The sequence below is a fragment of the Oerskovia douganii genome (assembly GCF_015142735.1).
Classification (GTDB): domain Bacteria; phylum Actinomycetota; class Actinomycetes; order Actinomycetales; family Cellulomonadaceae; genus Oerskovia; species Oerskovia douganii.
Map to the genome: position 1 here is coordinate 77,315 of NZ_JACSPN010000017.1, position 13,942 is coordinate 91,256.

Here is a 13,942-nt window from a genome sequence, read left to right on the forward strand (position 1 = left end):
GAGCCGGGGGGGGGCCGGCCCCCCCCCGGCTCCTCACCCCGTGGTGCTGGGGGCGACGTCGGTCAGGACGTCGGCCAGGACGCCTCGATCTGGTCGACGACCTCCTGCGTGCTCTGGCCGGTGAGCCAGTTGACGATGCCGGTCCAGAACGTCCCGGCGCCGACGGCCCCGGGCATCAGGTCGGACGCGTCGAAGCGCACGATGGAGTTCTCGTCGGTGAGGATCGACGCCGAGAGCCGGTCGAACTCGGTCGCGAGGTTCTCCGGGTCGAGCTGGAGGTTGGCGTTGACCCAGCCGCCGTTGGGCGTGGCCTTGGCCTTGGCGTTGGCCCAGTCGGCGCTCGAGATGTACGTCTGGAAGGCCTGGACCTCGGGGCGGTCGTTGAAGGCCGCCGCGAACGTGCCGCCGACCTCGACGGGCTTGATGTCGGTCTGGTTGGTCGGGAGGTAGAAGGCGTAGACCTCGCCGTCCTCGGAGACGTCCGTCCCCTCGGGGAACTGCGTCTGGTAGAAGTTCGCGGCGCGGTGGAGGAAGCAGGTGCCGTCGAGCAGGCCGATGCCCGCCTCGGTCCAGGGGGTCGTGGCGATCGAGTCGACGCCGCCCAGGCCCGCGTTGACCATGGCCGGGTCCTTGAGGACCTCTCCGGCGGTGTCGAACGCGGTGACGACCTGCGGGTCGTTGAACGGGATCTCGTGCGTGTACCACTGGTCGTAGACGTCGGGGCCGGCGGTGCGGAGCATCATGTCCTCGACCCAGTCGGTGCCGGGCCAGCCGGTCGCGTCGCCGGACTCGACGCCCGCGCACCACGGGAGCGCGCCGTCGTTGTCCTCGGAGTACTGCTCGGAGAGCGCGATGAGGTCGTCCCAGGTCTCGGGGATCTCGTAGCCGCCGTCGGCGAACGCCGCGGGCGAGTACCAGACGTAGGACTTCACGTTGGCGTCCATGGGGGCCGCGTAGAAGACGCCGTCGACGGTCCCGTAGTCCTTCCAGGTGGGCTCGAAGAACTCGTCGACGTTCTTGGCGACCGACTCGGGGGCGGGGACGATGGTGCCCGTGTCCCGGACGATCGTCTGGAGGAGGCCGGGCTGCGGGAGGAAGGCGATGTCGGGGGCGTTACCGGCCTTGACGCGCACGAGGAGCTGGGCCTCGAACTCGCGGGAGGCCTCGTAGTCGATCTCGACGCCCGTGCACTCGGTGAAGGGCTCGAAGGAGGCCTGCATCGTCGCGCCCTCGGGGTCGACGATCGACGTGTAGACGTGCACCTTGGTGCCGTCGATGTCGCCGAACTCCTCGTAGGGGGCGCAGTCGATGCTCGACGCCTCCCCTCCGCTCGAGCTCTCGTCGTCTCCGCTGCCGCCGCTTGAGCAGGCGGTGAGCACGATGGCGAGGCTCGCTCCACCGGCGACGGCCGCGAGCGCGCGGCGCTTGACTGACAGTCTGCTGCTGGTCATGACATTTCCTCCACAACGTTGTGGTGCTGACATCGCGGTCGGCCCGCGGCTGCCTCGGTCCGTCGTCCTCGACGTGGACCGCCCTCTGCAATGCAAGCGTTTACATCGTCGTTGCGCAAGCCCAAGAGGTCGGTTCGCGAGTAACGATTCCGTTACTCATGGGACCTCGCAACCGCCCACGGTGGTTGCGCTTCCACTCCGAGCGTCCGCAGAGGTGCGGGCCGACCGACGCGGCCCCGCCGTCAGGACCGGCGCGGCGCCGCCGTCGACGTCCGCCGGACCAGGTGCGTGGGGTACGTCAGGCTGTCGGGCACGGGGGCGCCGTTGATCATCTCCATGAGCAGCATCGACGCGTCGGCTCCCTGCTGGTAGGCGTCCTGCCCGATGGTCGTGAGCCCGACCAGCTCGCCCAGGTCGTGCCCGTCGACGCCGATCACCGACAGGTCCCCGGGCACGTCCATGCCCAGGTCGCGCGCCGCGAGGATCGCCCCCATCGCCATCTCGTCCGACGCGGCGAACACCGCCGTGACGTCCGGACGCCGGCGCAGCAGCTCCTTGGTCGACGACCTGCCCCCCTCGACGTCGAAGCCCCCGTTCACGACCAGGTCGGGCGACGGCTCGATCCCGGCCTTGCGCAGCGCGCGCTCGTACCCCGTCGACCGCTCGACCGGCGGCGACCAGGACGAGACGAGGTCCGGCTGGCCCGTGATGTGCCCGACGACACGGTGCCCCAGGTCCAGCAGGTGGCGGGTCGCGAGCGACCCGGTCCGCACGTCGTCGAGCCGGACCGTCACCTGGTCCGCAGGCCCCGAGCCCACGAAGGCCAGCGGCGTCCCCAGGGCGACGAGCGAGGCCACCTCGTCGTCCTCGAGCGGGAGCCCGACCACGAGCGTGCCGTCGACCCGCCGACGCAGGACCGTCGGGTCGACCGTGCGACGCGGGCGCCCGTCGTCGACCTCGAACGTGTAGAGCAGCACGTCGTACCCGACCGAGCGCAGCGCACGCTCGGCGCCCTCGATGACGTTCGCGAAGAACCAGCGGCTCACCCACGGCGTGATGACACCGATCGTCCGGGTCCGCCCCGTCGCGAGCGACGCCGCCGACGGCGACGGGACGTACCCCAGCCGCTCGGCCTCCGCCCGGACCCGGGCCCGCGTCGAGGCCGACACGTTGGGCAGCCCTCGCAGCGCGCGCGAGACCGTCGCCGTCGACACGCCTGCTGCCTGAGCCACCTCGTCGATTCCTGCCACGAGGAGCGATTCTCCCACTGTCGGCCGGGAGCGACGATCTGCGCCGCCCGTGGTTGCACCTCCTGGGCCCTCCCGTGACACCCTGGGAGCAGGCCGGACGACGCCGCGACACCCGCGGCGACCCGGCACGAGCACCCACCCACCGAGAGGAACACCATGATCGAGCTGAGGACCCCCCGCGAGATCGAGCAGATGCGTCCGGCGGGCCGCTTCGTCGCGGACGTCCTCACGCAGGTCGGCGCGGCGGCCAAGGTCGGCGTCAACCTGCTCGAGCTCGACGCCATGGCGCACAAGATGATCGCGGAGCGCGGCGCCGAGTCCTGCTACATCGACTACCACCCCTCGTTCGGGGCGAGCCCGTTCGGCAAGGTCCTGTGCACGTCGGTCAACGACGCCGTCCTGCACGGCCTCCCGTTCGACTACCGCCTCCAGGACGGCGACCTGCTCAGCCTCGACTTCGCGGCGTCGGTCGACGGGTGGGTCTCCGACAGCGCGGTGTCGCTCGTCGTCGGGACCCCGCGTCCGGGCGACCGCGGCGCGGCCGACCGCAAGCTCATCGAGACGACCCAGGAGGCGCTGGCCGCAGGCATCGCGGCCGCTCAGCCGGGCAACAAGGTCGGCGACATCTCTGCCGCGATCGCGGCCGTGGGCCGCGCGGCCGGCTACCGGATCAACACCGACTTCGGCGGTCACGGCGTGGGTCGCACCATGCACGGCGACCCGCACGTGCCGAACGACGGCCGCAAGGGCCGCGGGTTCCCGCTCAAGCCGGGCCTCGTGATCGCGATCGAGCCGTGGTTCCTCGAGACGACCGACGAGATCTTCACCGACCCCGACGGCTGGACGCTGCGCAGCGCCGACGGCTCGCGCGGGGCGCACTCGGAGCACACGGTCGCGATCACGGAGGACGGTCCGCTCGTCCTGACCGCGCGCGACTGACGCTCGGCCCGAGGTCGGGGGCCGGCGTCGAGGTGGAGGGCCCGGCCCCCGGACCGCGACGCCGCTCCTCTACCTCGGCGAGACGTTCTTCTTGTAGAACGTCGCCGAGTCCTCGTACCCGAGCGCCAGGTAGAAGTCGCCCGCCCGTCTGCTCGCGAGCGCCACGTACGCCGCACCGGACCGCACGGCCCAGTCCTCGGCCGCCGTCATGAGTCCCCGGCCCACCCCGTGCCCGCGCAGCGCCGCGTCGACCGCGACCTCCTCGACCCACACCACGGGGCGGTTCGCGAGGAACGTCGGGTGCCGGTGGGCCAGCAGGTACCCGACGGCGCCGCTCCCCCGGTCCGCGACCAGCAGCAGGGCGTCGGGGGCCGTCAGGAGGGACCGGAAGGTCGCCTCGAAGGGTTCGCGCTCGGGGCGGAAGGACGTCGCGAAGTCCCGGGCCAGGGGCCAGACCGCGTCGAGGTCGTCGAGGGTGGCCCGGCGGACGGTGGCGGTGGCGTTCACGCGCGCAGCCTAGCGCCCGGCCGGTCCCGCGCGAGCAGCCCGCGAGCCCTCAGACCAGGCTGCGCAGCACCGCGACCGCACCGGCCTCGTCGATGCTGCCCGTGACCTCGTCGGCCGCCTCCTTGACCTCGGGCTCGGCGTGCCCCATGGCCACCCCGCGACCGGCCCAGCGCAGCATGTCGATGTCGTTGCTCCCGTCGCCCACGGCCACGGTCGCACCCGGCGCGACCCCCAGCAGCCCGCGCACACGCTCGAGCGCGCTCGCCTTGGTCACCCCGAGCGGCGCGATGTCCATCCAGGCCGTCCACCCGACCGCGTACGTCACGTCGCTCAGCCCGAGGGACCTCGCGAGCTCGCTGAACTCCTCGCTCGTCGCGCCCGGCCCGCGCACCACGACTCGCGTGACCTCGCCCGACCACAGCTCCTCGAAGTCCACGACCCGGTGCTCCCCGTCGAGCTCGCCATGGGGGAAGAGGTCGTTCATGCGGAAGCCGACGCCCACGTCCTCGACCGCGAACAGCGCGTCGGGCAGGTGGTCGCGCAGGAGCCGCAGCGCGTTCTCCGGGTTGAACGTGATGACCTCGTCGACCACGTAGCCCGTGGGCGACGACGCGTCGAACCTGGCCGTCACCGACCCGTTGGAGCACACCATGTAGCCCTCGTCGAGGCCCAGGCGCTCCGCGATGGGCAGCACCGCGATGAGCGAGCGGCCCGACGACAGCATCACGTGGTGCCCTGCGGCCCGCACGGCCGCGATCGCCTCGACGACGCCCTCGCTCAGGACGTCCTCGTGGCTCAGGATCGTGCCGTCGATGTCGAGCGCGACGAGCAGCGGGCCCTCCCCCGGGCGCGCCGGGGACACCGCAGCGGTCTCGCCGGCGCCAGGAGCCGTGCCCGACGGCGCCACCTCGCCCGGGTGCGACGGCGCGCCCGCGGGGGCGGCGGCGTCGGGCCGGGTGGTGCTGGTGACAGCCTGCGAGGGGCCCGTCACGCCGTACCCTTCGAGGAGCCCTTCGACGAGCCGACCGGCTCGAGGACCTCGAGCCCGCCCAGGTAGGGCCGCAGGCCCTCCGGGACGCGGACCGAGCCGTCGGGCTGCTGGTGGTTCTCGAGGATCGCGACGATCCAGCGCGTCGTCCCCAGCGTGCCGTTGAGCGTCGCGACCGTGCGGGTCTCCGTCTTGCCGTCGACCTCGACGCGCTCGCGCACGCCCAGGCGGCGGGCCTGGAACGTGGTGCAGTTCGAGGTCGAGGTCAGCTCGAGGTAGCGCTCCTGCGTGGGCAGCCAGGCCTCGCAGTCGAACTTGCGGGCCGCGCTCGAGCCCAGGTCGCCCGCCGCGGTGTCGATCACGCGGTACGGCAGCTCGCACTTGCGCAGCATGGCCTCCTCCCAGGCGAGGAGACGCTGGTGCTCGGTCTCGGCGTCCGCGGGGTCGACGTAGCTGAACATCTCGACCTTGTGGAACTGGTGCACGCGGATGATGCCGCGCGTGTCCTTGCCGTACGACCCGGCCTCGCGGCGGTAGCACGCGCTCCAGCCCGCGTAGCGCTTGGGTCCGTCGGACAGGTCGAGGATCTCGCCCGAGTGGTAGCCCGCGAGCGCGACCTCGCTCGTGCCGACCAGGTACAGGTCGTCGGCCTCCAGGCGGTAGATCTCGTCCGCGTGCTCGCCCAGGAAGCCCGTGCCCTGCATGATCTCGGGGCGCACGAGCGTCGGCGTGATGACGGGCGTGAAGCCCTCCTGCGTCGCCTGGTCCATGGCCGCGTTGAGCAGCGCGAGCTCGAGGCGCGCCCCGACGCCGGTGAGGTAGTAGAACCGCGCGCCCGACACCTTGGCACCGCGCTCGGTGTCGATCGCGCGCAGGCCCTCGCCCAGCTCGAGGTGGTCGCGGGGCGTGAAGCCCTCGGCCGCGAAGTCGCGGACGGTGCCCTCCTCGCGGAGGACGACGTAGTCCTCCTCGCCGCCGGGAGGGGCTCCCGCGATCACGTTCGAGATCTTGTACAGGATCGCCTTGAGCTGCGCCTCGGCGTCGTCGGCGTCCTTCTGGCGCGCCTTGACGCCCTCCGCGAGCTGCTTGGTGTGCGCGAGCAGGGCCGTCTTCTCGTCGCCCTTCGCCTGGGCGACCTTCTTGCCCAGGGACTTCTGCTCGGCGCGCATCTGCTCGAAGTCCGTCAGCGCGCTGCGACGGCGGGAGTCGGCGTCGAGCGCCTGGTCCACGAGGGCGGGGTCGTCGCCGCGGGCCACCTGGCTGGCGCGGACGACGTCGGGGTTGTCGCGCAGAAGTCGAAGATCGATCACCTCTAGAGGGTATCCAACGTGCGGGCGGGCGCGGCACGGGCACGGTCGGGTACGTCACCTTCTGCGGCCTCGGGCGCCGCCGCCGGCACCCCTGGCGCTACCGTGTCGGACATGGCTTGGGAAATGTGGTTGGGGGTCGCTGCGGTCACGATCTCCGCGGTCGCGCTGACCGTCGCGCTGGCTGTCTGGTCCCAGCAGCGGCGCCGACGCCGCCTCGACCCGCCGCTCGCGGTCGCCGAGGCGCTCGCCGAGGACGTCGGCCAGCTCATCGCGTTCGTCGCGAACCCGTCGAAGCCCGCGGTCGCGCACCTCGAGCGGACCGTGCGGCGCGTGTGCGCCGAGGCCGACCTGCCCGAGCCCCTGTGGCTCGAGACCACGATCGAGGACCCGGGCGTCGGGCAGACGCGCGAGGCCCTGGCACGCGGCGCCGACGTCGTGGTCGCGGTCGGCGGGGACGGCACCGTCCGCGCGGTCGCCGAGGCCATGGTCGGCACGGGCAGGCCCATGGGCCTGATCCCGCTCGGCACGGGCAACCTCCTCGCCCGCAACCTCGACCTGCCCATCGCCGACCCCGACGAGGCCCTGCGCATCGTGGTCGCGGGCGCGGACCGCGTGATCGACGTGGGCTGGGCGCGCGTCCTGGAGTTCGCCGAGCCCGACGGCGCCGCGCGCGAGACGGCGCGGACCGGCGCCCCGGGACGGGACGCGGCGGGTGACGGCGTCGTCGTCGACGCCCTGGACGCCGACCCGGCCGCGGACGGGACGGGCGTCGACGGGACGGGCGTCGACGGCGCCGCTGCCGACGCGCCCCCCGAGCCGGACACGCAGACCGAGCACATCTTCCTCGTCATCGCCGGGCTGGGTTTCGACGCCGCCATGGTCGCCGACGCCGACGCGACCCTCAAGGCCAGGGTGGGCTGGGTCGCGTACTTCGTGGCCGGCATCCGCCACCTGCACGGGCGCCGCCTGCGCGCGACGATCCAGCTCGACGACACCCCGCCGGTCGACGCCAAGCTCCGGACGCTGCTGATCGGCAACTGCGGCAAGCTGCCCGGGGGCATCACGCTCCTGCCCGACGCGGTGCTCGACGACGGCATCCTCGACATCGCCGCGATCGACACCCGAGGTGGCGTCGTCGGGTGGGCGCAGCTCTTCGGGGACGTGGTCATGCAAGGCTTCGGTGTCCGCAACGACCTGCCCGCCAAGATCGGCCGCATCGACCACGCACGCGCCCGGCGGGTCCGTGTCCGTGTCGAGGGCGGCGAGCAGGCGCAGGTGGACGGCGACCTCCTGGGGCGGGCCGTCGAGCTCGAGGCCTGGGTCGAGCCGGGCGGGCTCGTCGTGCGGACGGCCTGACGGCCCGGCATCATTCGTCCTGACCTACCGACCGAGGAGCACCCCCTAGATGACCGCACTGCAGGACGCCCCTCGGCCGCCGGGCCTGGCGCCCTCGACCCGCACCCTGCTCAGCCTGGCCGCCGCCGTGATCGTCCTCGCGGGGGTCTACCTCGCGCGCGGCCTGTTCGGCCCGCTCGCCCTCGCGGCGGTCGTCGTCATCATCGTGCAGCCCGTGCGGGCACCGCTCGAACGCCGTGGCTGGCCGCGCTGGGCCGCGACGACCGCGACCATCGTCGTGGCGTACCTGATCCTCGGGGCGCTCGCCGCGCTGCTCGCGTTCGCGGGCGTGCAGTTCGCGGGCCTCGTGGGGCAGTACCTCGACGACCTGTCGACCATGGTCGAGCAGGCGACGGCGTGGCTCGAGTCGTTCGGCGTCGAGGGGCAGGTGACGGAGGCCCTGGCGTCCTGGCTCGACCCGAGCACGCTCGCGGGCCTCGCGGCGAGCGTCGGCGGGACGGCCATGACGGTCCTGACGGCCTTCTTCTTCGTGCTCGCCTACGTGATCTTCATGGCCGCCGACGCGACGCGGTACCAGGACGCCCGTGCCCGCTTCGGCGGGCAGCGCCCGGCGACGCTCGACCGGATCACCGCGTACAACTCGGGGGTCCGTCGGTACTTCGTCGTGAACGCGTCGTTCGGCGCGGTCGTGGCAGTGATCGACGGCGTGGCCCTGTGGTGGATGGGTGTCCCCGCACCGGCCGTCTGGGCGATCCTCGCGTTCGTCACCAACTTCGTCCCGAACATCGGGTTCGTGCTCGGCGTGGTCCCGCCGACGGTCATGGCGCTCGTGGTGGGCGGTTGGCCCCTGGCCCTCGCGGTCGTCGCGGTGTACTGCGTGGTCAACGTGGTCCTGCAGGTGCTCGTCCAGCCCAAGTTCGTGGCGGACGCCGTGAACCTGAGCCTCACGCTCAGCTTCTTCTCGGTCGTGTTCTGGACCCTCGTGATCGGTCCGCTCGGGGCGATCCTCGCGATCCCGCTCACGCTCCTGACCCGGGCGCTCGTCGTCGAGGGCGACCCGGGATCGGGCTGGCTCCGCTACCTGTCCGGCGACACGTCGGCCGCGCCGCCCGCGGGGCCGCCCGAGCCGACCGGCCCGTCGGATCCCGACGGGCCCGCGTCCGGGGCGCCCGGGTCGCCCGGGTCACCCGGGTCGCAGGACGAGGGCGGGGCCGACCCCGACCCTCGCCCCGACGAGCCGACGGGCGCCTCCGCCGGTGCCTCACCGCTCGAGCGCGAGCCCTGAGACCCCCGGTCCGCCCGGGGACGCCTTAGGCCGTGCTGCGCCGACCTCGTGGAGGATCGGTGCCCGACGTCGTGGCCCCGCCCAGCCGCCTCCGTCCGCCCCGTAGGCTGGTCAGGTGACGAAACCGGCCCCCGCACAGACCTCTCGTCGCACCCGTCGTCGCGGGTTCGTCGCGCTGCTCATCGCGCTCGCCTCCCTCGTCGGGACGGCGCTGCCCGCGACCGCCGACCCCGCGACGGCGCCGACCCCCACGGACCCGACGGTCGTCGTCGGGGTCGGCGGGCTCCACTGGTCCGACGTGAGCCGGGCGTCGACCCCGACCCTGTGGTCGATGCTCCGCGAGGGGTCTGCCGCGTCGATCTCGGTGCGGACCGCGACGACCGTGACGTGCCCGGTCGACGCCTGGCTGACCCTGTCGGCCGGGGGCAAGTCCCTGGCGCCGCAGCCGGCACCGAGCGAGGACCCCACGACGCTGCCGTCGGAGCCCACGCCGGAGACCGGGTCGTACGTCCCGCTCGACTGCCCTCCCGTGCCGACCGTCCAGGCGACCTCCACGGACATCGTCGGCCCGGCGCACGTCGACGGGTGGGAGTCCTTGACGGTCGACCCGGCCGTCGAGCCGAACGAGGTCCCCGTCGCCGCCACGTCGGGCACCCCGGGAACCCTGGGCTCGCTGATCGCGACGACGGGGACGTGCTCGACGGCGGTCGGTCCCGGTGGGGCCATCGCCCTCGCCGACCAGAACGGTGACGTCGCGCGGTACACGACCGCCCTGGAGAACCTCTCGTCCGACGAGCTCGCCCGTTGCCCCGTGACGGTCGCCGACCTGGGCGAGCTCCCGTCGGACCCGGCGGACCGCCGGGAGACCCTGCGCGGGCTGGACGAGACGCTGGCCATGCTCGTCGAGGCGATCCCCACGGGCTCGTCGGTCGTCGTCGCGGGCGTCTCGGACACCCCGGTCGAGGCGCACGGGCTCCAGGTCGTCGTCGACTGGCGCAAGGGCACCACCACCGCGGGCTGGCTCGCGTCGGCCTCGACCCGTCGACCCGGGATCGTCTCGCTCGCAGACCTCGCCGCGACGATCGGTGCGAGCGCGGGTGCGGACGTCTCCGACCTGCTGGGCTCACCGTTCGAGGTCGACGAGAAGCGGCGCATGAGCACCGAGCGCACGGTCGAGAACCGTCGCTACCTGAACGAGATGAGCACGACGTCGACGTTCGTCCTGCCGATCTTCGTCGGGATCGTCGTGCTCGGCGCCGCGGCGGCCGTCGGGACGGTGCTGCTCGGTCGACGCCGTCACGGCGGACCGGGGCCCGTCACGAGGCGGCTCTCGACCGCTTCCCTGCTGCTCGCGGCGAGCGCACCGGCGGGGGCCTACCTCGCGGCCCTGTCGCGATGGTGGGTCTCGCCGGCCCCGACGTTCACCGCCGCCCTGTGGTGCGTCGTCGGGACGGTCGCGGTCGCCCTCGCGGCCTGGCTCGTCTCCCGGCTGCTCCCCGTGGGGCGGTGGCGGCTCGCCGCGGCGGCGGCGGGGATCACCTGGCTGATCCTGACGGTCGACGGTCTCACCGGGACGGTGCTCCAGCAGGGGTCAATCCTGGGCTCGACCCCGTCGCTCGGGGCGCGGTTCTACGGGTTCGGCAACATGACCTTCGCCGTCTACGCGGCCAGCGCGCTCGTGCTCGCGGGCGCCGTGGCCGCGCGCCTCGGCGACCTGGGCCGGCGCCGGGCCGCGATCGCCGCTGCCACCGCGATCGGCGTCGTCACGGTGGTCGTCGACGGCTGGCCGGCCTTCGGCGCCGACTTCGGGGGCATCATCGCCCTCGTCCCCGGCTTCACGGTCCTCGTGGTCGGCGTCGCGGGCGCGCGGTTCACCGTCCGACGGGTCCTGATGGCGGGCGTGCTCACGGTCACGGTCGTGGGGCTCGTGGCCGCGATCGACTGGCTGCGTCCGGGCAAGCCGTCGCACCTGGGCATCTTCTTCGGGAACGTGCTGGACGGCGACGCGTTCGGCGTCGTCGCGTCCAAGGCCGCGGGCGCCTGGGCGACCGTCGCGAACCCTGCGGGCGCGCTCGCGGCGGTCCTGTGCGTCGTCGCGTGCCTCGCGCTCGTCGGCCCCGTGCGCTTCCGCCCCGCAGGGCTGCGCACGCAGTACGACACGTGGCCCCAGCTCAGGACGACCGTGGTCGCCGTGGTGACGGTCGCTGTCGTGGGCACCCTGGCCAACGACTCCGGGATCGTCGTGGCCGCGTTCACCCTGGTCATGGCGGCGTGCTTGATCGGCGCCGCGTGGGTCGGCGACGTGGAGCCCGAGCCCGCGACGCTCGACCCGCGGCTGGACGCGCCTGTCCGACGCATGCCCGCGGTGCTCCTCGCCGTCGGCGGCGGCCTCCTCGCCACGGTCCTGCTCGCCCTCGTCGTCGTCCCGACCCCGAAGAACCTGGCCGCCGTCGCAGGCGCCGTCCCGTCGGCCCACGGTGAGCCCGTCGCGGCACCGGGCACCGCCGTGGTCGTCGTCGGGACGGCAGGGGTCCGCTGGACGGACCTCTCCCCCGCGGTGACCCCGACGCTGTGGGGCATGATGCGCGACGGTGCGAGCGCGGGCGGCATCTCGCCCGGCGTGACGGGCCGCAACGGGCAGTGCGTCGGCGCGGGCTGGCTCGCCCTGTCGGCCGGGCGGGCGCCCGTGACCGGGGAGATGCAGGACGGGTCCTGGGCGTGCGCCCCCTGGAGCGTGTCGGCCGCGGACGCCACCTCGACGTCGGGCGCCGTGACGGTCGACGGCTGGGAGCCGCTGTCCGACCTCCAGGCCTCCTCGGAGTTCCGGCCCCGGCTCGGTGTGCTCGGTGACCAGCTCGCCGACGGCGACGTGTGCGCGACCGCGATCGGGCCCGGGGCGGCGCTCGCGCTGGCGCGGACGGACGGGAGCGTGGATCGCTACCTCGAGGTCGAGCAGGCCCTCGCGGACCCTGCCGCGGCGTTCTCGTGCCCCGTGACCATGGTCGACGCCGGGGCCGCGCCGTTCGGGACGGCCAGGGTGGACGACGCCGCAGCGGCAGACGCGGCGGAAGACGCCGCGGCGGCGGAGGCCGGTCTCACCGGCACCACCGCACAGGACGACGCAGCAGCAGGCGACGCGGCTGAAGGCGAGAGCGGCCCCTCGGCGGCCGACGTCCGCGACGCCGAGCTCCGCGCGATCGACTCGACGGTCCGGCAGGTGCTGCGCGCCAGCCCGTCGGGGGCGACGGTCCTCGTGGTCGACGTCGGGAACCCGGCCGTCGCCCGTCCGTTCCTCGGAGTCGCGCTCGCCGACACGGCCGGGGAGACCACGCCACGCTACCTGTCCGCCGCGTCGACCAAGTGGGAAGGGGTCGTCCGCCTGCTCGACGTGCCGACGACCGTCCTCGACGCCGCAGTCGTGCCGCAGCCTCCGCAGTTCACCGGGGCTCCCCTGGTGTCGTCGGCGCCGCGCCCCACCGACGTCGCGACGTCGGTGGACCAGCTCTCCGACCTGACGCTGCGCGACCAGGCGCTGCGCGGGGTCGCGGGGAGCGTCACGACGATCCCGCTGTGGATCGCGCTCGCGATCCTCGCCGCCGCAGCCTTCCTGGGGCCGCGCCTCGGCGGCGCCCGCCCCTGGTCGGCACGCCTCGCCCGGTCCGTGGCGGACGGGTCGATGCTCTTCCTCGCGGCCCTGCCCGCAGGGCTCTTCCTCATGACGACGTGGGCCTGGTGGCGTTTCGGCACGACGAGCGCCGCGATGTGGGCGTCGATGATCGGGTGCACCGCGATCGTGGCGGGCGTCGGCGCGCTCGCCCCGCGGCGGCCGGCCTGGGCCGGGCCCGCGCTGATCTCCGGTCTCACGTTCGTGGTCCTGACCCTGGACGCGGTCCTCGGCACCCCGCTGCACCGCGGCAGCCCGCTCGGTCCGTCCCCGACGCTGGGCGGGCGGTTCTACGGCTACGGCAACCCGACGTACTCGGTGTACGTGGTGGCGGCGCTCTTCACCGCCGCTGCCGTCGCGACGATCCTCCTGCGACGCGGGCACAAGGTCCTCGCGATCCTCGCCACGGCGGGGATCGGTGCGGTCGCGACCGTCGTCGACCTCTGGCCGACGCTCGGAGCCGACGTCGGCGGCGGGCTCGTGCTCGTGCCGGCGTGCGCGGTCCTCGTGCTCCACGTCGCGAACGTCCGGGTGACGCTCCAACGACTGTTCCTGATCGGCGTCGCCGGAGTCGTGCTCGTAGGCGTCATCGGGGTGCTCGACTGGATGCAGCCCGCCTCCGAGCGATCGCACCTGGGCATCTTCGTGCAGTCCGTCATCGACGGCACCGCGTGGGAGACCATCGCCCGCAAGGCGGGGTACGCCCTGCGCACGGTGACGAGCGGCGTCCCCGCCTGGCTGACCCTCGTGATCGTGGTCGCGACCGCGCTCATGCTGTGGCGCGCGGTCCGCTGGACCCCGCGGTGGTTCGCGCGGACCGAGGAGCAGTGGCCGATCCTGCGGCCGCTGCTGTGGTCGCTGCTCCTCGCAGCCCTCGGCGGTGCCGTCGTCAACGACTACGGGGTCCGCATCGCGACCGTCATGCTGTTCGCGGCGGTCCCGCTCGTGGGGCTGCTCGCGCTGCGCTCCTCACCCGACACCCGGGAGGGCACGGGACGGACGGACGCGACGTCGTCGGGCCGCGTGCCTTCCCCGCCCGACGGCGCCGGCGCACCCGACGACGCCGCGGAACCTGCGGCGTCGGGCCGGTAGGACGACGCAGCGCCCGGGCGGAGACGGCGGATTCTCGTGGTCCTCGCAACACCTGGTGACCTATGTGGTCGTCAGTAGATCACGCAGGCGCTCGGCTGGT

9 protein-coding genes are annotated in these 13,942 nt (G+C 73.6%); 4 read left to right on the forward strand and 5 right to left on the reverse strand.

The window, feature by feature from the left end; all coding sequences use genetic code 11:
* Nucleotides 1–62 precede the first annotated feature (62 nt).
* Nucleotides 63–1,451 (reverse strand): ABC transporter substrate-binding protein, encoded by a 1,389-nt coding sequence (locus H9623_RS13465; protein WP_193720555.1) that lies wholly within the window; start codon nucleotides 1,449–1,451, stop codon nucleotides 63–65.
* A gap of 242 nt (nucleotides 1,452–1,693) precedes the next feature.
* Nucleotides 1,694–2,701, reverse strand: a complete 1,008-nt coding sequence (locus tag H9623_RS13470; protein ID WP_193720556.1) for a LacI family DNA-binding transcriptional regulator — start codon at nucleotides 2,699–2,701, stop codon at nucleotides 1,694–1,696.
* Between the two features lie 156 nt (nucleotides 2,702–2,857).
* On the opposite strand from H9623_RS13470, the gene map reads away from it, so the two are divergent.
* Nucleotides 2,858–3,640, forward strand: a complete 783-nt coding sequence (gene map / locus H9623_RS13475; protein WP_193720557.1) for a type I methionyl aminopeptidase — start codon at nucleotides 2,858–2,860, stop codon at nucleotides 3,638–3,640.
* Between the two features lie 69 nt (nucleotides 3,641–3,709).
* On the opposite strand, the gene H9623_RS13480 is transcribed toward map, so the two are convergent.
* The 3 genes from H9623_RS13480 to serS form a co-directional block, all read right to left on the reverse strand.
* Nucleotides 3,710–4,147 (reverse strand): GNAT family N-acetyltransferase, encoded by a 438-nt coding sequence (locus tag H9623_RS13480; protein ID WP_193720558.1) that lies wholly within the window; start codon nucleotides 4,145–4,147, stop codon nucleotides 3,710–3,712.
* Between the two features lie 49 nt (nucleotides 4,148–4,196).
* A complete protein-coding gene (locus tag H9623_RS13485; RefSeq protein ID WP_193720565.1) occupies nucleotides 4,197–5,009 on the reverse strand; it encodes an HAD family hydrolase in 813 nt (270 codons plus the stop codon).
* A 125-nt stretch (nucleotides 5,010–5,134) separates the two neighbouring features.
* Complete coding sequence (gene serS / locus H9623_RS13490; RefSeq protein ID WP_193720559.1) at nucleotides 5,135–6,445, reverse strand: serine--tRNA ligase; 1,311 nt, start codon at nucleotides 6,443–6,445, stop codon at nucleotides 5,135–5,137.
* 111 nt (nucleotides 6,446–6,556) lie between these two features.
* Here serS and H9623_RS13495 point away from each other — a divergent pair, with 111 nt between their 5' ends.
* The 3 genes from H9623_RS13495 (at nucleotide 6,557) to H9623_RS13505 (ending at nucleotide 13,842) form a co-directional block, all read left to right on the forward strand.
* Nucleotides 6,557–7,801, forward strand: coding sequence for a diacylglycerol/lipid kinase family protein (locus tag H9623_RS13495; protein WP_193720560.1), 1,245 nt, complete (start codon nucleotides 6,557–6,559; stop codon nucleotides 7,799–7,801).
* Between the two features lie 49 nt (nucleotides 7,802–7,850).
* Nucleotides 7,851–9,086, forward strand: a complete 1,236-nt coding sequence (locus tag H9623_RS13500) for an AI-2E family transporter (RefSeq protein ID WP_193720561.1) — start codon at nucleotides 7,851–7,853, stop codon at nucleotides 9,084–9,086.
* Nucleotides 9,087–9,201: 115 nt separating this feature from the next.
* Nucleotides 9,202–13,842: a hypothetical protein gene (locus H9623_RS13505; RefSeq protein ID WP_193720562.1), complete on the forward strand. Its 4,641-nt coding sequence runs from the start codon at nucleotides 9,202–9,204 to the stop codon at nucleotides 13,840–13,842.
* Nucleotides 13,843–13,942: the final 100 nt, after the last annotated feature.